Annotated in this window: 26 protein-coding genes and 2 riboswitches; of the genes, 11 read left to right on the top strand and 15 right to left on the bottom strand. The window is 49.0% G+C overall.

Annotated features, from left to right (window positions below; translation table 11 throughout):
* Window position 1: 1 nt before the first annotated feature.
* Complete coding sequence (locus tag ACHWTJ_RS02225) at window positions 2-652, bottom strand: methionine ABC transporter permease (RefSeq protein ID WP_023469541.1); 651 nt, start codon at window positions 650-652, stop codon at window positions 2-4.
* Entirely contained in the window at window positions 642-1,667 is a 1,026-nt protein-coding gene (locus ACHWTJ_RS02220; protein ID WP_294744645.1) for a methionine ABC transporter ATP-binding protein, read from the bottom strand. Before ACHWTJ_RS02220 ends, ACHWTJ_RS02225 begins: the two co-directional genes overlap by 11 nt.
* An 86-nt stretch (window positions 1,668-1,753) precedes the next feature.
* Window positions 1,754-1,857, bottom strand: a riboswitch (SAM riboswitch).
* Between the two features lie 249 nt (window positions 1,858-2,106).
* A riboswitch (SAM riboswitch) is annotated at window positions 2,107-2,208 on the top strand.
* 67 nt (window positions 2,209-2,275) lie between these two features.
* Here ACHWTJ_RS02220 and ACHWTJ_RS02215 point away from each other — a divergent pair.
* On the top strand, window positions 2,276-3,034 hold the full coding sequence (locus ACHWTJ_RS02215) for an alpha/beta hydrolase (RefSeq protein ID WP_394679022.1): 759 nt from the start codon (window positions 2,276-2,278) through the stop codon (window positions 3,032-3,034).
* 79 nt (window positions 3,035-3,113) lie between these two features.
* Here ACHWTJ_RS02215 and ACHWTJ_RS02210 read toward each other — a convergent pair whose 3' ends face one another.
* Complete coding sequence (locus ACHWTJ_RS02210; protein ID WP_041255579.1) at window positions 3,114-3,728, bottom strand: thymidine kinase; 615 nt, start codon at window positions 3,726-3,728, stop codon at window positions 3,114-3,116.
* Window positions 3,729-3,911: 183 nt separating this feature from the next.
* Between ACHWTJ_RS02210 and ACHWTJ_RS02205 the strand changes: the two genes are divergently transcribed.
* A complete protein-coding gene (locus tag ACHWTJ_RS02205; protein ID WP_294740210.1) occupies window positions 3,912-4,562 on the top strand; it encodes a DedA family protein in 651 nt (216 codons plus the stop codon).
* A 35-nt stretch (window positions 4,563-4,597) separates the two neighbouring features.
* Here the strand turns inward: ACHWTJ_RS02205 and ACHWTJ_RS02200 are convergent, their stop codons facing one another.
* Both ACHWTJ_RS02200 and rho read right to left on the bottom strand, forming a co-directional pair.
* Window positions 4,598-4,843, bottom strand: coding sequence for a type B 50S ribosomal protein L31 (locus tag ACHWTJ_RS02200; RefSeq protein ID WP_023469546.1), 246 nt, complete (start codon window positions 4,841-4,843; stop codon window positions 4,598-4,600).
* 91 nt (window positions 4,844-4,934) lie between these two features.
* The gene (gene rho / locus ACHWTJ_RS02195; protein WP_294740209.1) at window positions 4,935-6,308 is read right to left on the bottom strand and encodes a transcription termination factor Rho; all 1,374 of its coding nucleotides are present in this window, start codon (window positions 6,306-6,308) and stop codon (window positions 4,935-4,937) included.
* Window positions 6,309-6,662: 354 nt separating this feature from the next.
* On the opposite strand from rho, the gene ACHWTJ_RS02190 reads away from it, so the two are divergent.
* Together ACHWTJ_RS02190 and ACHWTJ_RS02185 are read left to right on the top strand one after the other, a co-directional pair.
* Complete coding sequence (locus tag ACHWTJ_RS02190; protein WP_023469548.1) at window positions 6,663-7,340, top strand: C40 family peptidase; 678 nt, start codon at window positions 6,663-6,665, stop codon at window positions 7,338-7,340.
* Between the two features lie 75 nt (window positions 7,341-7,415).
* Window positions 7,416-8,183 (top strand): SDR family oxidoreductase, encoded by a 768-nt coding sequence (locus ACHWTJ_RS02185; RefSeq protein WP_294744643.1) that lies wholly within the window; start codon window positions 7,416-7,418, stop codon window positions 8,181-8,183.
* Between the two features lie 260 nt (window positions 8,184-8,443).
* Here the strand turns inward: ACHWTJ_RS02185 and glpX are convergent, their stop codons facing one another.
* From glpX to ACHWTJ_RS02160, 5 genes are all read right to left on the bottom strand, one after another.
* Window positions 8,444-9,409, bottom strand: a complete 966-nt coding sequence (gene glpX, locus ACHWTJ_RS02180; RefSeq protein ID WP_294740207.1) for a class II fructose-bisphosphatase — start codon at window positions 9,407-9,409, stop codon at window positions 8,444-8,446.
* Window positions 9,410-9,441: 32 nt separating this feature from the next.
* Window positions 9,442-10,689 (bottom strand): UDP-N-acetylglucosamine 1-carboxyvinyltransferase, encoded by a 1,248-nt coding sequence (murA, locus tag ACHWTJ_RS02175; RefSeq protein WP_294744641.1) that lies wholly within the window; start codon window positions 10,687-10,689, stop codon window positions 9,442-9,444.
* 28 nt (window positions 10,690-10,717) lie between these two features.
* Entirely contained in the window at window positions 10,718-11,365 is a 648-nt protein-coding gene (fsa, locus tag ACHWTJ_RS02170) for a fructose-6-phosphate aldolase (protein WP_023469552.1), read from the bottom strand.
* Between the two features lie 154 nt (window positions 11,366-11,519).
* Window positions 11,520-12,374, bottom strand: coding sequence for a class II fructose-1,6-bisphosphate aldolase (gene fba, locus ACHWTJ_RS02165; protein WP_058704156.1), 855 nt, complete (start codon window positions 12,372-12,374; stop codon window positions 11,520-11,522).
* A 132-nt stretch (window positions 12,375-12,506) separates the two neighbouring features.
* Window positions 12,507-12,881 (bottom strand): response regulator, encoded by a 375-nt coding sequence (locus ACHWTJ_RS02160; RefSeq protein WP_294740205.1) that lies wholly within the window; start codon window positions 12,879-12,881, stop codon window positions 12,507-12,509.
* A 94-nt stretch (window positions 12,882-12,975) separates the two neighbouring features.
* Here ACHWTJ_RS02160 and ACHWTJ_RS02155 point away from each other — a divergent pair, with 94 nt between their 5' ends.
* Window positions 12,976-13,485, top strand: a complete 510-nt coding sequence (locus tag ACHWTJ_RS02155) for a DUF2529 family protein (protein ID WP_035395788.1) — start codon at window positions 12,976-12,978, stop codon at window positions 13,483-13,485.
* A 103-nt stretch (window positions 13,486-13,588) separates the two neighbouring features.
* Here ACHWTJ_RS02155 and ACHWTJ_RS02150 read toward each other — a convergent pair whose 3' ends face one another.
* A complete protein-coding gene (locus tag ACHWTJ_RS02150) occupies window positions 13,589-15,184 on the bottom strand; it encodes a CTP synthase (RefSeq protein ID WP_294740204.1) in 1,596 nt (531 codons plus the stop codon).
* A gap of 270 nt (window positions 15,185-15,454) precedes the next feature.
* Window positions 15,455-15,979 carry a DNA-directed RNA polymerase subunit delta gene (gene rpoE / locus ACHWTJ_RS02145; RefSeq protein ID WP_023469562.1) on the bottom strand — a complete coding sequence of 175 codons (525 nt, stop codon included), beginning with the start codon at window positions 15,977-15,979 and terminating at the stop codon, window positions 15,455-15,457.
* Window positions 15,980-16,149: 170 nt separating this feature from the next.
* On the opposite strand from rpoE, the gene ACHWTJ_RS02140 reads away from it, so the two are divergent.
* From ACHWTJ_RS02140 to ACHWTJ_RS02125, 4 genes are all read left to right on the top strand, one after another.
* Window positions 16,150-16,593 (top strand): GNAT family N-acetyltransferase, encoded by a 444-nt coding sequence (locus ACHWTJ_RS02140; RefSeq protein WP_294740203.1) that lies wholly within the window; start codon window positions 16,150-16,152, stop codon window positions 16,591-16,593.
* A gap of 45 nt (window positions 16,594-16,638) precedes the next feature.
* Entirely contained in the window at window positions 16,639-16,956 is a 318-nt protein-coding gene (locus ACHWTJ_RS02135; protein WP_023469564.1) for a helix-turn-helix transcriptional regulator, read from the top strand.
* Window positions 16,957-17,021: 65 nt separating this feature from the next.
* Window positions 17,022-17,450: a DMT family transporter gene (locus tag ACHWTJ_RS02130; protein ID WP_294740201.1), complete on the top strand. Its 429-nt coding sequence runs from the start codon at window positions 17,022-17,024 to the stop codon at window positions 17,448-17,450.
* Window positions 17,451-17,462: 12 nt separating this feature from the next.
* Complete coding sequence (locus ACHWTJ_RS02125; protein WP_214724201.1) at window positions 17,463-17,942, top strand: DMT family transporter; 480 nt, start codon at window positions 17,463-17,465, stop codon at window positions 17,940-17,942.
* A gap of 389 nt (window positions 17,943-18,331) precedes the next feature.
* On the opposite strand, the gene ACHWTJ_RS02120 is transcribed toward ACHWTJ_RS02125, so the two are convergent.
* The 3 genes from ACHWTJ_RS02120 to ACHWTJ_RS02110 are packed head-to-tail and all read right to left on the bottom strand — an operon-like array spanning window position 18,332 to window position 20,591.
* Window positions 18,332-18,802, bottom strand: a complete 471-nt coding sequence (locus tag ACHWTJ_RS02120; RefSeq protein ID WP_087681540.1) for a heme-degrading domain-containing protein — start codon at window positions 18,800-18,802, stop codon at window positions 18,332-18,334.
* Window positions 18,790-19,839: a Gfo/Idh/MocA family oxidoreductase gene (locus tag ACHWTJ_RS02115; protein WP_394679021.1), complete on the bottom strand. Its 1,050-nt coding sequence runs from the start codon at window positions 19,837-19,839 to the stop codon at window positions 18,790-18,792. Before ACHWTJ_RS02115 ends, ACHWTJ_RS02120 begins: the two co-directional genes overlap by 13 nt.
* The gene (locus ACHWTJ_RS02110) at window positions 19,836-20,591 is read right to left on the bottom strand and encodes a DeoR/GlpR family DNA-binding transcription regulator (RefSeq protein ID WP_394679020.1); all 756 of its coding nucleotides are present in this window, start codon (window positions 20,589-20,591) and stop codon (window positions 19,836-19,838) included. Before ACHWTJ_RS02110 ends, ACHWTJ_RS02115 begins: the two co-directional genes overlap by 4 nt.
* Window positions 20,592-20,719: 128 nt before the next feature.
* On the opposite strand from ACHWTJ_RS02110, the gene ACHWTJ_RS02105 reads away from it, so the two are divergent.
* Entirely contained in the window at window positions 20,720-21,553 is an 834-nt protein-coding gene (locus ACHWTJ_RS02105; RefSeq protein ID WP_394679019.1) for an SDR family oxidoreductase, read from the top strand.
* Between the two features lie 93 nt (window positions 21,554-21,646).
* Window positions 21,647-23,212, top strand: a complete 1,566-nt coding sequence (locus tag ACHWTJ_RS02100) for a diguanylate cyclase domain-containing protein (RefSeq protein WP_394679018.1) — start codon at window positions 21,647-21,649, stop codon at window positions 23,210-23,212.
* Window positions 23,213-23,215 lie beyond the last annotated feature (3 nt).

Here is a 23,215-nt window from a genome sequence, read left to right as displayed (position 1 = left end):
ATTAATGTCTTCTGATTTTTCGTGCGACGATGTTGCCTGTCGTCTGTAAGCCTTGAACTAAGATGACGAGAATTCCAACCGTGATGATCATGACTTTCGTATCGAATCGTTGATAACCGTAAGTAATTGCTAAGTCACCCAAACCGCCACCACCGATGGCGCCTGCCATCGCCGACGCCCCGATCAAGCCGACCGTCGCGATCGTTAAGTTCAGGATGAGTGAACCGAGTGCTTCCGGTAGGAGGAAGCGGAAAATCGTTTGAAACGGTGTCGCGCCCATCGCTTCTGCTGCTTCAAGAACGCCTTTATCGACTTCGAGTAAAGAACTCTCAATCAAACGTGCCATGTACGGTGCGGCATAAAAGACGAGCGGGACGATGGCGGCTTCGGTTCCAATCGACGTCTGGACGATCAAGCGCGTCAACGGGATGATCGCGACGAGTAAGATGATGAACGGAATCGAGCGGAAGATATTGACGATACTGTTGAAGAACGTAAACAACGGGACATTTTCAAGCAATGCTCCTTTTCGCGTCACGACAAGCAGGATACCAAGCGGTAAGCCAATCAAGGTCGAGAACAAGAGCGAAACGGATACCATCGTCATCGTCTGCAAAAATGCTGTCCAAATATCACTGTAGTTAACTAGCATCAGCGAGCACCTCCTCAACGGTTACCTGTGCCTGATCGATGTAGTGTAAGGCACGTTTCACTTCTGTCGTCTCACCGATTAATTCTACGAGCAGAGTGCCAAACGGTGTCTCCTGCAACTCTGTGATGCTCCCGTGCAGGATATTAACATCGACGTCAAAGCGTTTTGCGACTTGCGATAAGAGTGGTTGTCCGGTGTGATGTCCGAGGAAGTGAATCTTATAGATCGGATGCGCACGCGACTCGATCAGCTGGCGAATCGATGCTGGAATCTCGTCATGCATGACAGACCGAACAAAGTTTTTTGCCGTCTCGGTCTGCGGGTTTGAAAAGACATCAAAGACCGTTCCTGACTCGATCAGTTTCCCAGCTTCGATGACGGCGACACGATCGCAAATCTCCCGGATGACACCCATCTCGTGGGTGATCAAGAGAATCGTGATCCCGTACTCCGCGTTGATCCGTTTTAATAACTGGAGAATATGATGCGTCGTCTGGGGATCAAGCGCTGACGTCGCTTCGTCACATAAGAGGACGGAAGGTTGCGTCGCGAGTGCCCGGGCGATACCAATGCGCTGTTTCTGCCCACCCGACAATTGATCTGGATAATGATCCGCCTTGTCCGCGAGATCGACGAATTCGAGCAACTCCATCACCCGGCGTCGAATCTCATCTTTCTTGACGCCTGCAAGAACGAGTGGTTTTGCGACATTTGTAAAGACCGTGTTCGCATTTAATAGATTGAAGTGCTGAAAGATCATCCCGATCCGTTGTTTTGCTTGACGCAATTTTTTCGGAGACAGTTGCGTTAAATCTTCCCCATCAACCGTCACCGTCCCTGACGTCGGTCGTTCTAACAGATTGACACAGCGGAGCAGTGAACTTTTCCCGGCACCGCTAAAGCCAATGACACCAAAGATTTCGCCTTTTTCGATCGTCAGGTCGACACCATCGAGCGCTGCGATCGTCTGATCTTTCGTGACGTACGTTTTTTTGACTTGATGAAATGCAATCATTCCGTTTTCCCCCTTCATTCAACAAAAAAGGTCCCTTCTTGAGAAACAAGAAGAGACCTGGATCCGCACAGTGGCAGAATCCACTCCACTCATCTCTCAGACATCTGTCTGATGGAATTGGCACAGTGCTCATAATGAGTCTGTTGCCGAGGTTTCGTAGGGCCAGTCCCTCCACCTCTCTGGATAAGTATTGCGGTATGAAATTCGTATGTGTGTTGTTGCGTTGTTGCTTATGTCGTAAAACTAATTTTTACATTACGGGTCGGAACTTTAAAAGTCAACCAACTTTGCAAAAATAATCCATTTGGCGCATATCGATGGATCAACAAGTTATGAGTTAGCTTACTGAACGGATCATGATTCGTCAATAACGATTTGACAAGTCATTTTCGAACGTGCTACCATCGTTTCAATGATTAATCCGACAATTCCAATATGATATTTATCAAGAGTGAACGAGAGACCTGGCTCTATGACTTCACGGCAACCTGCAATCTGTAAGGTGCTCCGACCAGCAAAGCGCGGCTTTGGATGATACGGTGAAAAACTCGTGGGCGTCCAAGCAGTGACGTCGACGAGTTTTTTTCATGAATGGAGGAAAAAGAGTAATGATGAACTATCCTGTATTGACTGGTGCCGAAGCATTTTATCTTCAAGGTGGACCGATCGGTATTCTGATCTGTCATGGTTTTAATGCCACACCGCAAAGTGTTCGAGACGTCGGTGAGGCATTTGCTGCTGAAGGTTTTACCGTCTATGCCCCGCGCTTACGTGGCCACGGAACGAACGTCCGCGAGTTCGAACAATCGACTGCTCGATGTTGGAAACAAAGCCTGCAAGACGGCTATGCACGTCTACAAGAAACATGCGATCAAGTTTTCGTTATCGGCCAATCAATGGGTGCGACGCTTGCGCTGTCACTCGCTGCTGACGGGATTCCGTTCGCCGGCATCATTACAATCAATGCTGCACTCTCCGTTCCGTCCTATGAATCACTCTCGTTCGAGGACGGGCCACAGTATTTACCGGAAGGGGCACCGGATATCAAACGGTCTGCCTTCGAAATCATCTATGACCTCGTTCCGAGCCGTTGTGCATTCGAACTCGTCCGCTTGATGGATGAAACGAAAGGACGCTTGGGATCGATCCTTCTACCGACCTTGATTCTTTACTCAGCGACCGATCACGTCGTTCCGCCGTCGAGCTCGGATTATCTGCATCAGCACATCGGAACAAATGATAAACGAAGCTACTGTTTACTCAACTCGTATCACGTCGCGACACTCGATCATGACCAGGATCTGATCGTCCGTGAATCGATCCGCTTCATCGAACGCTCGAGCCGGTTCTCACAGGAAACAGGATAATAAAAAAGCAGCTATTCGTCTTCACTTAGAATCGAATAGCTGTTACATCAAAGGACGACCATCATCGGTACGTCTTTTTTTAATTTTCTTGGTGTTGCACCGATTGGAGCGGCTTCGGTTTTCCAGGCACTTCATGGCAATGGCGGCACCGTGGCTCATACGATTCCGACGCTCCGACTAGGATGATCGGATCATCGTAGTTCGCTGGTTTCCCATCAATCAACCGTTGTGTCCGAGAAGCCGGATCACCACACGAAAGACAGATTGCCTGTAGTTTCGTCACAAATTCTGCCCGTGCCAGTAATTCCGGCATCTTACCGAATGGCTCTGCTCGGAAGTCCTGATCGAGCCCTGCACAAATGACGCGTTTTCCGTCTTGTGCGAGTGCTTCGATGACTTGTACGATCTCATCATCAAAGAATTGAACTTCATCAATGCCAACGATTTGTGTCTCTTCTGCTACTGCCGCATAAAGGTCTCGACTCGTCGCCATCGGGATGGCTACGACGGAGTTACCTACATGAGAAACGACATGTTCTTCATGGTACCGGTCGTCGATTGCCGGCTTGAATACTTGAACAGGCAGTTTGCCGTACTGCGCCCGTCTGACACGACGAATCAACTCTTCCGATTTCCCGGAAAACATACTGCCACAAATTACTTCGATCCAGCCGTACTGATTTATTACATGCATCATCGTCCGACACCGTCCTCTAAAAATAGTCACTTTAACGAGTATAGCTCGAAACGGTATCGAGAAAAAGGGTTGACTTCCGGAAATCAAAATTCATTTTTTCTTTCCCTAGAATTTTTGTCCTTTCATTCCAAGTGTCCCCTATTTCCTGTACACTGAAGAAGAAGATTCTCACGAAAGAAGGTGTCCCCGATTCATCATCTCTTACACGACATCCTGCACCAATATGGTGCGCTTGGTCTCTCCGTTCTTCTCGCAGGTGGTATCGTGGGATTACCGGTTCCTGATGAGACCCTACTCGTTTTGTCCGGATTTTGGATGCATCAAGGCAATCTACCGCTCCTCGGTACGATTCTTGCCGCTTATGCCGGAAGTTGCATCGGAATGACAATCAGTTATGTACTTGGTTTAAAACTCGGGATGCCTCTACTGCATCGCGTCGGACCGAAAATGCGCATCTCAGAAAAACATATTCTCTCCGCTGAAGCCGGATTTCGTCGTTACGGAAAGTCGGTCTTGATCATCGGTTACTACATACCGGGTCTTCGTCAGCTCTCTGCTTTTTTTGCGGGTGTCTCAAAAATGCCGTTTCGCGTTTTTGCGAGCTATGCGTATACAGGTGCCTTGATTTGGATCAGCGTATTTTTAGGCGCCGGTTACTTCGTCGGTCGTCATATCTCGTTCCATAAAATCGTCGACTACATCTTGGCGCATCCGGATATCCTGCCGTACTTGATTGGGATTGTTGGTGGAATTGCTTTCTCATTCGTCTTGAAGACGTATCTTGCGTATCGTTCGCAATTCAGCCTATACAAAAACAGCCTGCTTCCGTAAAGGAGGCAGGCTGTTTTTTAAGAACCGGCAAGTGATTACTTGCGGCCGTATTTTTTGTTGAAGCGATCGACACGACCATCTGCCGCGTTGAACTTTTGACGACCTGTGTAGAATGGGTGCGAGTCTGAAGACACATCCACACGGATGAGTGGGTACTCGTTACCATCTTCCCAAGTGATCGTTTCGTTCGAAGAACGAGTAGAACCGCTTAAGAATTTGTACTCAGTCGTTGAATCCATAAATACTACTTTGTTGTAGTTAGGGTGAATTCCTTGTTTCATGGTTGATTTCTCTCCTTCCGCCCTGGTCCATTTGCTGAGCCAGAGTAAGTTACCTTCCTATACTAAACGATTTTTTTACGCGTCGCAATAGTTATTTTTCCGTCGTCGTTTCCTTCTTGACGGTACGCGGTTTAGCCGGCGCGCGTCGAACCGTCTTCTTCTGTTCTTTCTCGAGTTCAACGAAAAATTCTTCATTATTTTTCGTATCGCGAATCTTACGCAGGAACGTATCGACGAACTCATTCGACTCGGTCATCGTCCGGCGAATCGCCCAAAGCGCATCAAGCTGCTCTTTCGGAAGCAAGAGTTCTTCCTTTCTTGTACCCGATTTGCGAATGTCGATCGCCGGGAAGATCCGGCGTTCTGACAGCTTACGATCGAGATGTAGCTCCATGTTTCCTGTTCCTTTGAACTCCTCATAGATAACGTCATCCATGCGCGATCCCGTCTCGACGAGTGCCGTCGCAAGAATCGTCAAACTGCCACCATGTTCAATGTTTCGCGCCGCACCAAAGAACCGTTTTGGTTTGTGGAACGCAGCTGGATCGATCCCCCCCGAAAGCGTCCGCCCACTTTGAGGCACCGTTAAGTTATAAGCCCGTGTTAGACGCGTGATCGAATCCATCAAAATGACGACATCCTTCTTGTGTTCGACGAGTCGCATCGCCCGCTCAAGGACAAGCTCAGAAATCCGGACGTGGTTATCCGGTGTTTCGTCGAACGTCGAACTGACGACGTCTGCTCCCGGGACCGAACGCTCGATGTCCGTTACTTCCTCTGGTCGCTCATCGATCAAGAGAATGATCAGCTCAACGTCTGGGTGGTTCTCCTGGATTGAATTCGCGATCTCTTTAAGTAGTGACGTCTTCCCTGCTTTGGGTGGTGCGACGATCAAACCGCGTTGTCCAAATCCGACCGGTGCGATCATATCCATGACACGAACCGATAAATGACGCGGTTCTGTCTCAAGACGCATCAAGCGATCCGGATAAATCGGCGTCAGTGCCGGGAAGAACAGACGATTACGGGCTGTATCCGGTGCTTCACCGTTGACGGCTTCCACACTCAGCAATCCTTGGAACCGTTCATTTTCCTTTGGAGGACGGACTTTTCCTGTGACGACATCACCATTACGTAAGTTAAAGCGTCGGATTTGAGAAGCGGCGATATAGATATCTTCAGAGGATTGGGAATAATTGATAGGACGAAGGAAGCCGAAGCCACCATCGTTTTGCATTTGTGGATTACCAGGGATGACTTCGAGTACCCCTTCGAGGAAATACAGACCAGTCGATTCAGCCTGTGCTTTTAAAATCTTGAACATCAACTCACGCTTACGAGCCTCCCGGTACTGCGGAACATTCTTCGTCTTTGCGATTTCGTAGAGTTCTTTTAATGTCAGTTGACTCAATTGAGCCAGTGTATAGGAACGTTCTGGTTTATCTTTTTTATCAGTTGTTGGCATGTTCTTCACCTATTCTTTATAAATTCAACTGCATTCAGTATACTTCCATACATACATCAGGAGGTATGTAATTTCTTTCGTGAACTAAAGGTATCATATTTTTTTGAATTCGTCGTCAACAATCCTCTGCGTTTCTTACTTTGTAATATTCAAGGATATTATTTCAGTTATGTTACAAAAACATCTGTTTTGTCTTCTAACTGAAAAAACGTTTTCAAGTGCGCGCATGCTAAGATATTCCTGCAGACAAAATTCTTACACAGTTGTAAGGTTTACTGCTTAATCACACACTTAATGATTTCATCATATAACTTACGGACGCAACACACTACATTAAACGGAGGAATTCTTAACATGAAACGTTTTCTAGCATCGATCGCGACAGCAGCTTTAGTGGTTTCAGGTTTCACATCAGTGGGTACAGGTAAAGTTGAAGCAGCGACAGTCACAAAGGTCAAGATCACGGACAACGGTCTTCGTGTTCGGACAGCACCTTCTACGAAAGCAAGCATCGTCGGGAAAGTCAATGCTGGTCAAGTCTTTACATACAAAGGCAAGTCAGGCAGCTGGACAAAAATCTCATACGGCGGAAAAACACGTTATGTCTTCTCACAGTACACAAAGACATACAAATCATCTTCAAGCGCTAAAAAAACAACGAGCACATCTTCTAAACGGACAAAAATCTTAAGCGAAGCAGCAAAACACAAAGGTACACCATACGTATGGGGCGGAACGACGACTCGTGGATTCGACTGCTCTGGTTTCACAAGCTACGTTTACAAGAAAGCGGCTGGTAAAACATTGCCACGTACGTCTTCTTCACAATATTCTTCTTCTAAGAAAGTCAGCGTTTCAAAAGTACAACCAGGAGATCTTGTCTTCTTCTCACACGGTAGCGGCATTCAACACGTCGGAATCGCAACAAGCAAGTCAAGTATGGTCAACTCAGAAACAGGCGGCGTTAAATACTCGAGCTTCAAATCAGGGTACTGGGGTTCACGCCTTGTCGGCGCAGGATCTTACCTATAATTCATCATCTCAAAGCGGTTGAGCATTGGCTCGATCGCTTTTTTCATCTATTCCATTATATGAGGAGGAAATAGGATGCATGTTTTAATCACAGGGGCTTCAAGAGGCCTTGGTCGTGAATTCGCTTATCTCCATGCAAAGAAAGGGGATCACGTCCTGCTCGTCGGACGTGATGCGACGGCGCTTTTCGAAACGAAGTTCCATGTCGAACGACTCGGGGGAACGGCAACTGTCTTCCCTTACGATTTAACGCAGCAAACGCATCGCCTGGCACTATTTCGCGCAACGGAACAGATCCCAGTCGACTGTGTCATCAACAATGCTGGAATCGGTGTCTTCGGTTCCTTCCTTGAGACTTCTTTTGAGGATGAGTCTCGAATGATTGCTTTGAACATCGAAGCGTTGACGCACGTAACGAAGGTCTATGCCTCGCGCATGAAAGCACACGGAACAAAAGGACGCATCGTCCATCTTGCGTCAACGGCTGCATTTGAAGGCGGTCCATGGCTAAGTGTCTACTACGCAACAAAAGCCTATGTCCTTCATTTCTCGGAAGGCTTGACGGAAGAACTCGCACAAGACGGAATCCAAGTCAGCGTTGTCTGTCCGGGCGCGACACATACCGGTTTCGAATCGGCAGCAAACCTTGAACAGTCGCGGCTATTCCTGCGACCTGGTGTCATGGATGCTCCGACGGTTGCGCGCATCGCCTACCGTGGTTACATGAATGGAAAAACGTTCATCGTTCCTGGCTTCGGGAATGCCTGGTACATCTTTTCGACGCGTTTTCTACCGCGTCGGTACGTCACCCGACAAGCAGGAGAAGTCCAGCGTCCGCGGTAATCGCCAAATAACGATTCATTTACCACTCAAGGTTCATCTCCTCACTTTCCTCAGGCGGGAGATAAGCCGCGACATCTCGCAGCTTATACGAAATACCGGGTCTTACTTTACTTAGCACGTTTCCTTTTCCTGTAGAAGTTGAGGATGAACGTCTTGATTCCTAGACACATATCAAAAAAGAGTTGGCATTCCGGAGATCATCCGCAACGCCAACTCTTTTTATGTGGATCCAGACGTCCTTTTTGAAGAGTCATCCTGTTTTACTTAATAACAAGCTTCGGTTTCTTCTTGAACGAGTGGATACCCTCGACAAAACGCACCGTTCCTGATTTCGCACGCATGACGACAGAATGTGTCTGACCGCCTTGTGCCGTGAACTGAACACCTTTCATCAACTCACTGTCCGTGACACCTGTCGCAGCGAAGATACAATCATCTCCTGCGACGAGGTCGTCCATCATGAGAATCTTCGATGGATCTTCGATGCCCATCTTTTTGCAACGTGCGATCTCGGCATCGTCTGCTGGTAACAAGCGTCCTTGGAGCTCACCACCGAGACATTTCAAGGCAACGGCAGCAAGAACGCCTTCCGGTGCGCCACCTGAACCGAGCAAGATATCGATCCCTGTATGCGGGAACGCCGTATTGATCGCAGCAGCGACGTCACCGTCACCGATCAAGCGAATCCGCGCCCCTGTCGCCCGAATCCGTTGAATGATTTCTTCGTGACGTTCACGATCCAGGATCGAGACGACGACGTCTTCGATTTCCTTATTCTTCGCCTTCGCGACGGCTGCGATGTTTTCTTCGATTGTCGCATCTAGACTGATGTGTCCTGCTGCTTCCGGACCAACCGCGATCTTATCCATGTACATGTCCGGTGCGTGAAGCAAATCGCCCGCATCCGCAACTGCTAGAACAGCGAGTGCACCCCATGTTCCTTTTGCGACGATGTTCGTTCCTTCCAGCGGATCGACAGCGACGTCGAGTCGTGGTCCATACCCATTTCCTAGCTTTTCTCCAATGTAAAGCATCGGTGCTTCATCCATCTCGCCTTCCCCGATGACGACGGTTCCTTTCATCGGAATCGTATCGAAGACGTCACGCATTGCGCTTGTTGCCGCATCATCCGCTTCATTCTTCAATCCTTTCCCCATCCAACGTGCAGAGGCAAGCGCTGCTGCCTCCGTAACGCGTACCAGTTCCATTGATAGACTTCTCTCCATGTGTATGTCCCCTCTCCCTTGTTACAAATCGGTCAAATCGTTTCACGCCATACGAGGGCGCCAAGTTCTTTCAACTTCTGATCAAATCGTTCGTAACTCTGGTCAAGCACTTCTGCATGGTGCAACGTCGTCTCCCCTGAAGCGAGAAGTCCCGCCAAGACAAGCGCTGCGCCACCACGTGGATCCGGTGCCTCGATTTCTGTACCAAGTAAGGATTCCCCACCACGAATGATGATCGAGGCGTCTTCATGTGTGATCCGAGCGTTTAAACGTCGTAACTCCTGCACATGCCGGAAACGTTGTGGGTATAACTTATCGACGACGATACTCGCTCCCTTTGCTTGCAACAACGCTGCCGAGATGACAGGTTGTAGATCGCTTGGGAATCCGCCATAGTGGAAGACACGAATATCGACCGGCTTCGCCTCCTGAAACGTTGCTGTGACGGAATCATCCGTTGCTTCGACCATCGCACCGTACCGTTCGAGTTTTTGGATGACACTCTCGAGATGAAGCGGAATGACGTTGTCGACGGTGACGCGTCCAAGTGCCGCCCCCATCGTCAAGAACGTCCCTGCCTCCATTCGGTCTGGAATCAAGGTATGCCGGCAACCACTTAGTCGTGAGACACCTTTGATTCGAATCTCGTCCGTCCCTGCCCCTTTGACACTCGCCCCCATGTTCGTCAGCATCGTGCTAACATCGATGACTTCCGGATCATAGGCGGCGTTTTCAATGACAGTCGTTCCTTCGGCAAAGACGGCGACGAGTAAGGCGCTGATCGTCGCTCCGAATGATGGGAGATCGAGATAGATCCGGTTTCCGACGAGACGGTCGACGCGCATGTAATGAACGCCTTGTTCGTTACGTACGGAAACACCGAGACGCTCGAGTGCTTTGATGTGTAAATCGATCGGTCGTGGTCCGATGGTATAACCTCCAGGCAGACCAACGACTCCTTGTCTGAATCTGGCTGCCAGAACGCTCATGAGGTAGATCGATCCACGTAACTTGCGCGTCTCCGCACCAGTCAACGGCATCGATTCGACCCGACTTGGATCAATCGTCACCATATCGCCTTGACGTGTCACGACCGCGCCGAGCGTCTCCAAAATCTCGATCATCGTCGCGACGTCGCCAATTTCCGGCACGCCTTCTAGAACGACCGTCTGATCCGTCAGGAGGGCTGCAGCAAGACACGGGATGGCGCTTTGCTTCGAACCACTGATTGATACGGTTCCTTCTAGGCGTTGTTGCCCTACGATATGCAAAATGTCCACGTTCCATCAACCTTTCTCTTCGCTACGATTATTGCTGCGTTTTTTCCCAGTCGGCGAGGAACTTTTCAATTCCTTGCGTCGTGAGTGGGTGGTGTGTGAGTGACTCGATGACCGAGAATGGAATCGTCGCGATGTCTGCGCCCGCAAGAGCAGCGTTCGTCACGTGAACCGGATTCCGGACCGATGCCGCGATGATCTGTGTTGGAATATCATGTACGACAAAAATTTGAGCAATTGTCTCGACGAGCCCCATTCCATCTTGTCCGATGTCATCTAGACGACCGAGGAATGGCGATACGTATGTCGCACCGGCACGGGCTGCGAGTAGTGCTTGGTTCGGGTTGAAGATCAATGTGACGTTCGTCGTGATCTTCTCTTTTGAAAGGGCTGCGACTGCCTCGAGTCCGGCCGGAGTCATTGGAACCTTAACCGTAATGTTCGGTGCGATCTGGGCAAGTTCCTTCCCTTCACGAATCATTCCTTCTGCATCTAGCGCGATAACTTCAGCGCTGACAGAGACGTCCCCGACGATTTCACAGATTTCACGAAGTCGTGTATGGAAATCGACGCCTTCCTTAGCGACGAGTGACGGATTCGTCGTGACACCATCTAAAATCCCCATTTTATGTGCTTTCTTGATGTCCTCTACGTTTGCTGTGTCAATGAAAAATCTCATCTTTCTCGTTCCCCTTTCATCCCTTGAAATCGCTTACGCCTCTATTATAGGTTTTTTTCACGAGAAGTCCTACTGTTTTCCATTGAATACACGTTCACATGATATGAAAAAAGCACGGTAGACTGAAGTCTACCGCACTTTAAAGAGGAGTCGATTAAGCTTTGTTGCTTGAACCGAACTCACGCATCTTACCGATGACAGTTTGTTTGATTGCTTCACGACCTGGTGCGATGAATACGCGTGGGTCATATGCTTCTGGTTTCTCAGCTAACACTTCACGAACGACTTTCGCGAATGAGATTTGGTTCTCTGTGTTAACGTTGATTTTTGAAGTTCCGAGTGAGATCGCTTTTTCGATATCGTGTGTCGGAATTCCAGTTCCACCGTGAAGAACGAGTGGGAGGTTTGTTGCGTCACGGATTTCTTCCATTTCTTTGAATCCGAGGTTTGGTTCACCTTTGTATGGTCCGTGAACAGAACCGAGTGCAGGCGCAAGCGTGTCGATTCCAGTTTCTTTGACGATGCGTACACACTCGTCAAGTTTCGCGTACATGACATCACCGATGACGTCGTCTTCTTGTCCGCCAACTGTACCAACTTCCGCTTCTACTGAAACGCCTTTCGCGTGAGCGTATTCAACGACTGCTTTAGTTGTTTCGATGTTTGTGTCGATCGGGCTGTGTGAATCATCGATCATGACAGATGTAAATCCAGCGTCGATCGCTTCTTTACATTTCTCAACGCTCGAACCGTGGTCGAGGTGGATTGCAACTGGAACTGTGATTTTCATGTCGTGTACGAGACCTTCAACCATTTTCACGACAGTGTAGAATCCGCCCATGTGGCGTGCTGCACCTTCAGATACTCCAAGGATGACTGGTGACTGCTCTTCTTGAGCCGCACCGAGAATCGCTTGTGTCCACTCGAGGTTGTTGATGTTGAATTGACCTACTGCATACTTACCTTCGAGAGCTTTGTTTAACATGTCTGTCATAGATACTAATGGCATAATGACATCCTCCTCTGTTTTGATCGCTGCTTACACGAACTCGTGCAATTTCAGACTGATTATAACATACTGATTCATCGGAACGTACAGCATTTCGCTCGGTTTTTTGGTTTGTGACGGCGACGTGAAAGATTAACCGCTTACATCGTGAGAAATTTGCACAGTCACTTCTTTTTTCAATTCAAAGATGTCAAATGGCTTCCCGAAAAAGGCGACGACTCCTAATCGTTTCGCTTCTTCCATCGCTTCTTTTTCACCGAGTGCCGTCATTAAAATCGTCCGGACGCGTCGTCCGATTCGGTCCTGATGACGCAACACTTCGATCCCAGTCCGCCCCGGCATGTTGACATCCATCAACAATAGATCGTATGCCGCTTGTTGTAAGTAGACGATCGCTTCCTCTCCATCGACGGCGACGTCCGTTTCATACCCTTCTGCCCGGAATAATTGTGCAAGCAAATTCCGGATTCCCGGCTCATCCTCGACGATTAACAATCTGCCCTTCATCTCTGCCACTCCCCCTCTAGTTATTTCCATTCTACACTAAAGCAAAACTTGCTTTATACTGTCCTTGAGAGAAACATAGAAAGGATGAAGAAAAATGATGAAAATCTTAGCTACACAATTCAACGGAAAATTGCAAACGCTCGCAAAACAAGAAGACGAACTATTCGATGTCGTCCGTCTGCTCGCACAAGCACTCGTCGGAGAAGGCACGGTCTACGTCGACGCCTACGGCGAATGTGAAGGACTCTATCCGATGCTCTCAGAAGGACCAGACCAGATGAAACGCGTTACGAAGATCAAGGATCGAAAGACCTTGCACGCTGTCGATCGTGTCTTAATCTTCACACCGGATACGGAACGCTCGGATCTCCTCGCTTCTCTTGCCCGTTACGACGCATGGCATACGCCTTATGCGATCGTCACACTCAGTGACGTGACAGAGACGCTCGAGCGTTCAATTGCTCCACTCGCATTGAAGTTCAACAAAGGACTACTTCCGGCAGAGGACGGTTCACGACACGGGCTGCCGAGTCTTGCCCTTTGTGCGTTCCTCTTGACGCATATTTTGACGCAACTACAAGAGATGACGGAAGAGTGGGATTGACGTTTTTCTTCTATAATATGTAGTTCTTAATCTAATCAATCAAAAAAGACGCGGTGACCTTCAATGATGCTGAAGGTTACCGCGTCTTTGATTACCTTTCTTTTCATTCACCAAGTGAAGCTTGGATGAAGTCATGGAAGAGCGCTTGTGGGCGTTCTGGACGTGAGATCAATTCTGGGTGGAATTGACACGCGACGAACCATTTGTGTTCTGGAATTTCGATGATTTCAACGAGACGACCGTCTGGGCTCGTACCTGAGAAGACCATGCCATTTGCTTCGAACTGCTCACGGAATTCGTTACCGAACTCATAACGGTGACGGTGACGTTCGTAGACGAGCTCGCTTGAATACGCGGCACGTGCTTTCGTTCCGTCTTCAAGTTTACATGGGTAAAGTCCGAGACGGAGCGTACCGCCGAGATCTTCGATGTCTTTTTGTTCCGGCAACAAGTCGATGATTGGATATGGTGTCGCTGGGTCGATTTCCGCTGAGTGTGCGCCTTCGAGATTGAGGACGTTACGAGCGAATTCGACTGTCGCGAGTTGCATACCGAGACAGATACCGAAGAACGGTACGTTGTTTTCACGTGCGAAACGTGTCGCTTCGATTTTCCCTTCGATGCCGCGTTCTCCGAATCCACCAGGAACGAGGATTCCGTCTGCTGAACCAAGCAATTCGTTGACGTTTTCATGCGTCACGTCTTCTGCATTGATCCAGTCGATTTCGATGTCACTATTGAAGGCGAATCCAGCATGTTTCAATGCTTCCGCGACCGAGATGTACGCATCACGCAATTCGACGTATTTCCCGACGAGTGCGATCTTCGTCGTCTTCTCGAGGTGCGTCACTGTGTGGACGAGTTGTTTCCAAGCCGTCATGTCAGCAGCTGGTGTATCGAACTTGAAGTAGTCACAGACGAGTTGATCCATGCCTTGACGTTGCAAGTTGAGTGGTACTTCGTAGAGAGTCGATGCATCTTGTGCTTCGATGACTGCTTCTGGACGTGTGTCACAGAAGAGTGCGATTTTATCTTTCATCTCTTGTGGAACTGGGTGCTCCGCACGTAAGACGATGATGTCTGGCTGAATACCGTAGCTACGGAGTTCTTTAACACTGTGTTGTGTCGGTTTCGTCTTGAGCTCACCTGCAGCCGCAAGATACGGAACGAGCGTACAGTGGACGTACATGACGTTTTCTTTCCCGATATCGTTTTTCACCTGACGAATGGCTTCGATGAACGGAAGCGATTCGATATCCCCTACTGTTCCACCAATCTCTGTGATGACGACGTCAGCGCCCGTTTCTTTTCCAGCACGGAAGACGCGATCCTTGATTTCGTTCGTGATGTGCGGAATGACTTGGACCGTTCCACCGTTGTAGTCGCCACGGCGTTCCTTCTTGAGGATCGTCGAGTAGATACGACCAGACGTGACGTTCGCGTTCTGGCTCAAGTTGATGTCGATGAAACGCTCGTAGTGACCAAGGTCAAGGTCTGTCTCTGCGCCATCATCCGTAACGAATACTTCCCCGTGTTGATACGGGCTCATCGTACCTGGGTCGATGTTGATGTACGGGTCGAATTTTTGGATCGTGACATTGAGGCCACGGTTTTTCAAGAGACGAGCGAGCGATGCAGCGGTGATCCCTTTACCGAGTGACGATACGACGCCACCTGTTACGAAAATATACTTTGTCATGTTAAATATTGCTCCCTTCTCTAATTCACATCTCAACAATACAGAGGTGGTAAAAACAAAAAAGCAAAAGTGCCCCCATTGGAATAGGAGACACTTTTGCTGAAATAAGCACGTTGCTTAAAGAAGCCCATGACTAACTTACGTCATTCGGAAAACTTCGTCAAGCCTAATTTTTCAAAGAAAAATTTCCGTGCTCGTTCGTCAGCCGTCAACGAAAAAACTGCCATTTCTATAGGGAAATAGCAGCTGTACAGTTGTGGTTGATCGTACTTAGACTTCCTCTTCTTCTTCGAAGTCTTCTAAATCTTCTTCGTCGAGATCGTCATCGAGATCATCGATGGCTGCGACTTTTTTGAACGTATCGTCGTCTTCGCTATCGTCAGCTGAATCATAGTCCGCTGTCTTCGCGAATGTATCGAGATCGTCTTCGATCGTCTCGAACTCATCTTCTTCTGCATCATAGTTGAACTCTTCTTCAAACTCATCGAGTTCTCCACGTTGACGCGCTTCGATGACGAGATCCTCATCCGACTTATCGAACGGATACCAAGCGCGGAGTGACCAACGGTTCGCTCCGACGTTGACGAAGTTTCCGTCGATGTTCATGTCTGTATAGAGTTGAGCAAGTTTCTCGAACTTGTCTTCTTCATCTGTAAACGTATGGTACTTTTCGATTTCTGACGTGATGTCATCGAACGTGATTGGCTGTTCGCCAGCTTCTTGCAACATTTCGTTGACGAATTCGATCAGCGAAAGATCAGTAATCTCTTCTTTACTTAAACGGCTGAGGCTCATTGTGACGGCCACTTCCTTTCATTTGCGTTCAATCCATTACTTCTCATTATACGCAAAACGTCTTTTAAAAATCCAGTCTCTATTTAAAAAAAGCTCGAATTGATTCTCGATTCGTGTTTTTCTAGCTCCTGAAAAAGGAATATCCAAGGGAGAAGAAGGAGGAATGACAGATGGAGATGACAATCGAACGGGTCAACGATTTTGATGACTTCAACTGGTTACCAATCTTATCAAAGAGTACACAGGAAGGCTATCCCTTTATTGAACGGATGCTACGTGAACGACGAAATGAAACGTTTCAAGAGGACGGTGAGGCATTGTTCGTTGCCTTATCTCTTTCCGGACACGTCATTGCGTGCGGGGGTTATATGAAACAAACCGACACGAACGACGTCGGTCGGATTCGTCATGTCTATGTCTTACCGGAAATACGACATCACGGTGTCGGTACGCAACTGCTTGAGAAAATCATCCCAGAAGCGCTGTTGACGTATTCCGAGCTCTGGCTCTATACGGACGATGCGAGTACATTTTATGAACGATTTGGTTTTGAGCCGTATACGGCAACCAAGGTGACACATCGACTTTTAAAGCATGCATTCGTCCAACCTTAAGTGTCTTGGATTGACATATCGAGAATCATCGATTAGTTTAAGCGTATGACAAATCAAGTGGATCTATTCAAGGCATTATCGAACGAGGTACGTCTTGATATCTTACGCTGGCTCAAGGATCCCGAGACTCATTTCAATAAGCCGACGGCCCATCTCGCGACGAATCTGTCGGACAAGGGAGGCATTTGTGTCGGAGATATCCAAGAGAAGGCGAACTTATCTCAATCGACCGTCTCCCAATATCTTGCGATGTTGCAAAAAGTCGGATTGCTCGAATCCGAACGTCACGGCAAATGGACGTATTACCGGCGAAATGAAGAAAAAATCCAGGAGCTCGCAGCGTACCTCAAAGGAGAACTTTGATCCGTTCTCCTCGCTTTACATATCGACATTTCTCGATATTTAGATTCGTGAAAGGGTGAATTCTATTGAAAATCGTGTATTACGTACTCGCGTTACTTGCGGGTATCGCTTTAAGTGTCGAAGGAGCCATCTATGGTGAACTCGGGAACTTCGTCGGAAAACTCGAAAGTAGCTTTTATAACTTCTTCGCCGGTACGATCATCATCGGACTGATCGTTCTCTTCTTCGGAAAAGGCTCGCTCGGCTATACATTCCGCGCACCGAAATGGACCTTGCTCGGTGGTCTACTCGGTAGTATCTACTTGACGATTCTGATCATTAGTATCCCGCTCGTCGGTGTCGGTCTCGCGATGATCAGTGTCATCATCGGACAGATGATCGCCAGTATGGTCATTGAACATAACGGCTGGCTCGGTAGTCCGAAACGTCCGATCAATCGCGATAAGCTGATGGCTTCCGCTTTAATGCTCGTCGCTCTATTTCTTATCTTTTAAGGAGGTTCGCTCATGAATATTCTATTACTCGGTTTTACATTACTCGGCGGCGTGATGCTGAGCGCTCAGTCCTCGATCAATGGTGCCTTCAGTCAAAAGGCAGGAGCTCTCGAAAGTACGTTTCTGACTTTCTTCACCGGGATGCTGATTCTTGCTTTAGCCATCTTGTTCTTTGGTCAAGGAAACGTCTTGCTCTTGCTTGAAGCACCACGTTGGCAACTGAGCGCCGTCTTGTTCGGCGTCAGTTATCTCTTCCTGACGATTCTTGCTGTCCCACAAATCGGTGTCACGGCAGCTAGTATCGCGACCGTCATCGGTCAACTCGCAGCAGGTATGGTCATCGACCACATCGGTGCGTTCGGTGGCGTCGTCGTCCCGCTCGATGGAAAACGTCTGCTTGGTCTACTTGCGATGCTAGCTGCGCTTTACTTCGTCTATCGCGGGAACACACGAAAAGACGTGTCGGCTTCATCTGATTCGATAGCATCCTGACGATTGTCCTCACGATTCGTTCACGCGCTTTCCTCAGGCGAGACACAAGCCAGTCTCGACTGTCAGTGACAGCCGACCCGGGTCTTGTTTGTCTCTGACAGCGCAATATCTTGCGCTTTTTCCTGTAGGAGTCGCGTGAACAACGTGAGTCCTAGTACTTCTCGGAATCCAGCAATAAAGAGAAAAACCGAGATGCTGAAGTGAATCTACTTCAGCATCTCGGTTTTTCGTATCGTACGATCCGTTGATGAACGTGCAAGACGAAGACTCCTGCGCGAAAAGCGGAATGGGTGAGACCCCGTAGGCGCGAATGCGGCGAGGAGGCTCGCCTTCCCCCCGCGGAAAGCGAAGTCTTGCACGAGAATCAACACTTGTGTTTTATAAATACTTTATTGATCCAGCTGTTGTCTCTTAAGTAAGCGCAACGCTTCCGTCGCGAGGCGATGATCCGCTTCCTGCGATAGACCGGAAACGGTGATCGTACCAACGACACCGACTCCTTCGATTCGGATCGGGAACGATCCACCGGCATCGGCATAATCAGCCGGAGAAACGGCATACATCGAGTGGTACGAGCGATGTTTACTCTCATTATACCGGCGCATGTAGAGCGAACTATAGCCATGCCGCAAGACGACGTTCGATTTCCGGCGGATCCATTCTTCCTGATCCGGCGCGGTACCGTCGAGCGCCGCGTAATATAGACGCTGTCCGTTCCGTTTGATTTCAACGGCGATCGATAAGTTCTCCTTCATTGCCCGTCCAATCAACTCATGCCCCATCCCGATCGCTTCCGTGTTCGTCAGTGATGTCAGGACGAGTTCGTCCTCTTCCGCTAGCAACACCTTCAATTCTTCCATGCATCCCATTCCTTTCGTAAGAGGCGTCGTTCTTCATCACTGCTGATACGCACCGCTTCAATCAAACGCATCGTTTTTTCAGCGTCGCGCAAATCGACAGGTACTCGTCCTCCGCGAAGTCCTTCCGCCAACTGTTCATAAAACGTCGCATAACTGCCTGGAAGTGTTGCGAGACGCTCGACGGGTTGATCGGCAATTTGGAGGTAGCCGTAGGAATCCACTTCATCTTCACCAAGCTGTTCGTCCACCGGATGACCTTTCGCAAGCCGTCCTTCTTGCGGATCCATTCCGTACTTGATGTAACTGCCGCGCGTCGCATGAAACTCGAAACGCGGGGTTGGTCCTTGGATGAAAGACGTCGAACGAAGAATAACACGACGCGTACCGTAATGTAGCGTGACATGGAAACCGTCATCGACGACAGCGCCGTCACGTTGCAGATAGACGTCGCCTGTCAGTGCATCCGGTTCTCCGAACAAGGCAAGTGCTTGATCGAGTAAGTGTGAGCCGAGATCAAACAGGATGCCAGAGCCACTTCCCGCTTGTTCCCGCCAGCGTTCCCGAACGACCGGGCGATAGCGATCAAAGCGTGATTCGATGACTTGCCAGTCGCCGATCTCGTTCATTTCCATCAATTGTTCAAGTGTCAGGAAGTCACCGTCAAAGCGACGGTTTTGATAGACTGCGACTTGAACGCCGTGTTGTTTCGCTAACGTTTGCAGCGCCAGTGCTTCTTCGATCGTTACGACGGCCGGCTTTTCGAGTAAGACGTGCTTTTTTGCTTCAATCGCTTGTTTTGCCATTTCGAAATGGAGTGCCGTTGGTGTCGTGATGATGACGAGATCCGTGTTCTCATCCTGTAAGGCTTCAGCAAGTGTCGCGACGACCGTCGCCTCACTGAAATAGCGCGCTACCTGTTCCGGTCGACTGGAGACGACTTGTGTCACTTCAAAAGCCGATAACGCTTGTAAGAACGGGACGTGGAACGTCACCGCTGAAAAGCCGAATCCGACGAGCGTCGTTTGAATCGGGTTCATGTTGTTTCCTCCTCTGTCACGTCGAGATCGACATGATAATGATCTAGTCGTTCTTGCCACGCTGCGTCCGGTACTTGATCGGTAACGAGCACATCGATTTGTTCCCAATCACACACCTTATGCAAAAAACGCTTATTGAATTTCGTATGGTCCGCGAGGACGATGACACGGGTCGCGCTTCGAATCATTGCTTTCTTTACGACCGCCTCTTCGAGTTGTTCCGCAAAAAGTCCTTCTTCCGTCAATCCACATGCTCCAAGAAAAACACAATCGACTTGATAATTCAGAATATCGTCTGCCGTCTTGATCCCACTCAAGCTGCGCGCATGCCGGTCGAAACGTCCTCCCGTGACGTACAGCTCAATATCACTCCGCGCTCCGACCTGATCGGCGATATCGAGTGAGTTCGTGATGACTTGAAGCGGATACGGCGGAAGTGCGCGTGCCATCTCAGATACGGTCGTTGCAGCATCGAGCAACAAACGGTCGTTCGCTTGGACGTGATGCGCCGCGCGCTGTCCAATCCGTCGTTTTTCCGGTTTCTCCGTTCGTTGCTCATACGCAAGCGTTCCACCAGCACGGACTAATCCGTTCTTGACGCGGATGATCTCCCCTTCTTGTTCAAGGACGATGACATCACGACGTGCGGTATCCCGTGAAATCTGATACTCCTGCATTAATTGATCGAGCGAAATTTCAGGACTCGTCTTGATCCATTCGCGCATCTGTTGCAATCTGTCGATTTGCCCCATCGCTCCGTCCCTCCTTTTTTTCTTCATTTTAAGTTTTTTCATTAATTTATGCAATTTTAATGCAAATAGTTCTATCGGAATTCGGGTAAATAATGAAGGACAATTACTTTTAGAACGGAGGAATCTGTATGCAAACGATGTTGATCACAGGTGCTTCTTCCGGCATTGGTCTCGCGACGGCGCGACGATTCGCCGAAGCCGGCTGGTCCGTCTACGCTGGTGTCCGGAGTCCCGATGAAATGACCATATCGTTACCGACACTCACCTTCTTACCGCTCGACGTGACCGATGAAACAAGCGTCAAATCAGCCGTCCGGCAAATCGAACAAGAGGTCGATCACCTCGACGTCGTGTTCTGTAACGCTGGTCATGGTTTGTTGCGCGCACTTGGACAAGCAACGAGTTATGAGATCAATCGCCTGTTCGAAACGAATGTCTTCGGTGTCATTCGGACAATCGAAGCCTGCCTGCCTTTACTCAAACAAGCACCGGACGGTAGTCACTTGGTCGCGACATCAAGCGTCAGCGGTCTCGTCGGTCAACCCATGAACGAGCTGTATTGTGCCAGTAAGTTCGCAATTGAAGGATTGTTCGAAAGTCTTGCGACCTACTATAAACCGTACTTCAACATTGACGTCACCTTGATCGAACCGGCTGCCGTCGAGACAAACTTCACCGCAACCGTCCTCGATCAACTGGAACAGACCGGTGGCTTACACGAAGACGATTTCAAACCGATCATCACCGCTTACCTGCAGACGTACCGAGCGCGTCATGCCAATCGTCAATCAGCGGAAGCACTGGCTGAACTGATCTTCGAAGTCGTTCACGGCGACGAACGCCCGTTACGGATACGAACGACGGAAGCCGACGAACAATTCGTTGCCCATAAGACGCGGCATGATCCGTCAGGACTCGAAGGTCTCGCTAAAATACGACGTCTGACATTAAATCTCGATTGATTCCCCTTCTTTTAAAAATTCATTCCGCCTCATGAATGCGCGCCTACTATACTGAGACTATCTACCTAAAATCATCTAGAAGGGCGGAAAGCCATGCCATCCTTATTTCTTTTTACGATCGTCTATCTGATTCCGACCTTCATCATGTTTTATATGGCGGTCGATATTTTCTTGCGCAATCCATCACGTCCACAGCACCGATTGCTTAGCTTATTCACGTTCGCTTACGGGATGTTGTTCCTCGGTGAATTTTTCCGAAACGCCTCCCCGATCGAGTCGAGTCCGGCGTTCGTGACCTACTGGTTCGGGAATGCCGGTCTAATCGTCTTCAGTACATCGCTCCATTTCATCTTTCGCGTCTCGAATTTATGGAAACGGATGCCACGACTGCTCTATCCGTGGATTTTCTATCTGCCGATGGGCATCGTGCTGACGACATACGTATTCCAGACGAACGTCATCAACAGTCAACAATTCATGCAGGTCGGGCAGTTCATCTACCCGGAATTCAATACGCAATATTTAGTGACGATGACGGTCGGAAACGTCTTTCACCTTCTTGTCATCGGTCTGCTTTTATATGCGCGAACACAGTTGAAGGATGCGCGTCGCGGCATCATTAACGTTTTGTTGAGTGTCGCCGTTCTCGTTCTTGCTTGGGATGTCGCCTTCGGCTACTGGTCGTTTTATGGCATCATGCCACCGTATGCCTATATGTATGGCGGTTTGTTCTGGGCAGGAGCTCTTGCGATTGCGATGCGCCGGTTCGATTATCTCGCGTCATACCAAAAGCGCTTCGCGACGCTTTACAATTTGAATCCTTCGGCAATCCTGCTGCTTGACCGGGACGGGCGGATCGAAAGTGCCAATCCGGCCGCTCATCGCCTGTTTGAGACAGACGACTTAACGGCATGTACATTTTCGAGTTACTTACCGGACAAAAAACAAGCCGATTGGTCGTTGCATTACATGACGCACTTTTTGTCGCAACGGAAATTCAACGAATTCGAGACGAAGATTTTAACAGCACAACGACAAGAACGCTACGTCGTCATGGATGCCGACTTCGTCTTCATCGAACAAGAGCTGCACGGAATGCTGTTGATCCGCGATATTCAGTCCTTCAAGGAAGCGGAGCAAACGATTCGTTTCTTCGCCTACCACGATCCGTTGACGAAGATTGCGAATCGTCGGAGCTTTTACGAACGCGCGGCGCAAGAGTTACTCGAACTTAATCGAGTTGCGATCATCGTCGTCGACCTCGACGGTTTCAAAGCAATTAATGATACGTATGGACATCAAATCGGTGACGCTTTCTTGATTCACATCGCTCGTTTGCTTGAGGAACGGGCTCGCGCACACGGGTTCGCAGCTCGTGTCGGCGGAGATGAGTTCTTCTTACTCTATCGTCATCCGACCGTCGCCGCGCTCCATGCCTATGCCGCAGACCTGTTGACGTATTTGCAAGACAACCCTTACATGTTCGCTGAAGTAACGATTGAAATCCGGACGAGCATCGGACTCAGCTACTCGTCGGACCATGGTGTCGATCTCGATACGCTGATTCAGCATGCTGACCAAGCGATGTACCGCGTCAAACATGCCGGAAAGAACGATTATCTCATTCATGATACGATGGACTCGACGCAACGATCCTAAAGG

The sequence above is a fragment of the uncultured Exiguobacterium sp. genome (assembly GCF_964277885.1).
Lineage (GTDB): Bacteria > Bacillota > Bacilli > Exiguobacteriales > Exiguobacteriaceae > Exiguobacterium_A.
This window is presented reverse-complemented; position numbering and strand designations above follow the sequence as displayed.

What these genes read in the sequence shown, in the direction of transcription:
- fba (WP_058704156.1), bottom strand. Translation starts at nt 12,374, where the DNA reads ATGCCATTAGTATCTATGACAGACATGTTAAACAAAGCTCTCGAAGGT.
- ACHWTJ_RS02150 (WP_294740204.1), bottom strand. Translation starts at nt 15,184, where the DNA reads ATGACAAAGTATATTTTCGTAACAGGTGGCGTCGTATCGTCACTCGGT.
- ACHWTJ_RS02110 (WP_394679020.1), bottom strand. Translation starts at nt 20,591, where the DNA reads ATGGGGCAAATCGACAGATTGCAACAGATGCGCGAATGGATCAAGACG.
- ACHWTJ_RS02125 (WP_214724201.1), top strand. Translation starts at nt 17,463, where the DNA reads ATGAATATTCTATTACTCGGTTTTACATTACTCGGCGGCGTGATGCTG.
- ACHWTJ_RS02215 (WP_394679022.1), top strand. Translation starts at nt 2,276, where the DNA reads ATGATGAACTATCCTGTATTGACTGGTGCCGAAGCATTTTATCTTCAA.
- ACHWTJ_RS02100 (WP_394679018.1), top strand. Translation starts at nt 21,647, where the DNA reads ATGCCATCCTTATTTCTTTTTACGATCGTCTATCTGATTCCGACCTTC.
- ACHWTJ_RS02120 (WP_087681540.1), bottom strand. Translation starts at nt 18,802, where the DNA reads ATGGAAGAATTGAAGGTGTTGCTAGCGGAAGAGGACGAACTCGTCCTG.
- ACHWTJ_RS02140 (WP_294740203.1), top strand. Translation starts at nt 16,150, where the DNA reads ATGGAGATGACAATCGAACGGGTCAACGATTTTGATGACTTCAACTGG.
- ACHWTJ_RS02210 (WP_041255579.1), bottom strand. Translation starts at nt 3,728, where the DNA reads ATGCATGTAATAAATCAGTACGGCTGGATCGAAGTAATTTGTGGCAGT.
- rpoE (WP_023469562.1), bottom strand. Translation starts at nt 15,979, where the DNA reads ATGAGCCTCAGCCGTTTAAGTAAAGAAGAGATTACTGATCTTTCGCTG.
- ACHWTJ_RS02115 (WP_394679021.1), bottom strand. Translation starts at nt 19,839, where the DNA reads ATGAACCCGATTCAAACGACGCTCGTCGGATTCGGCTTTTCAGCGGTG.
- rho (WP_294740209.1), bottom strand. Translation starts at nt 6,308, where the DNA reads ATGCCAACAACTGATAAAAAAGATAAACCAGAACGTTCCTATACACTG.
- glpX (WP_294740207.1), bottom strand. Translation starts at nt 9,409, where the DNA reads ATGGAGAGAAGTCTATCAATGGAACTGGTACGCGTTACGGAGGCAGCA.
- ACHWTJ_RS02155 (WP_035395788.1), top strand. Translation starts at nt 12,976, where the DNA reads ATGATGAAAATCTTAGCTACACAATTCAACGGAAAATTGCAAACGCTC.
- ACHWTJ_RS02105 (WP_394679019.1), top strand. Translation starts at nt 20,720, where the DNA reads ATGCAAACGATGTTGATCACAGGTGCTTCTTCCGGCATTGGTCTCGCG.
- ACHWTJ_RS02135 (WP_023469564.1), top strand. Translation starts at nt 16,639, where the DNA reads ATGACAAATCAAGTGGATCTATTCAAGGCATTATCGAACGAGGTACGT.
- ACHWTJ_RS02225 (WP_023469541.1), bottom strand. Translation starts at nt 652, where the DNA reads ATGCTAGTTAACTACAGTGATATTTGGACAGCATTTTTGCAGACGATG.
- ACHWTJ_RS02190 (WP_023469548.1), top strand. Translation starts at nt 6,663, where the DNA reads ATGAAACGTTTTCTAGCATCGATCGCGACAGCAGCTTTAGTGGTTTCA.
- ACHWTJ_RS02200 (WP_023469546.1), bottom strand. Translation starts at nt 4,843, where the DNA reads ATGAAACAAGGAATTCACCCTAACTACAACAAAGTAGTATTTATGGAT.
- fsa (WP_023469552.1), bottom strand. Translation starts at nt 11,365, where the DNA reads ATGAGATTTTTCATTGACACAGCAAACGTAGAGGACATCAAGAAAGCA.
- ACHWTJ_RS02220 (WP_294744645.1), bottom strand. Translation starts at nt 1,667, where the DNA reads ATGATTGCATTTCATCAAGTCAAAAAAACGTACGTCACGAAAGATCAG.
- ACHWTJ_RS02160 (WP_294740205.1), bottom strand. Translation starts at nt 12,881, where the DNA reads ATGAAGGGCAGATTGTTAATCGTCGAGGATGAGCCGGGAATCCGGAAT.
- ACHWTJ_RS02185 (WP_294744643.1), top strand. Translation starts at nt 7,416, where the DNA reads ATGCATGTTTTAATCACAGGGGCTTCAAGAGGCCTTGGTCGTGAATTC.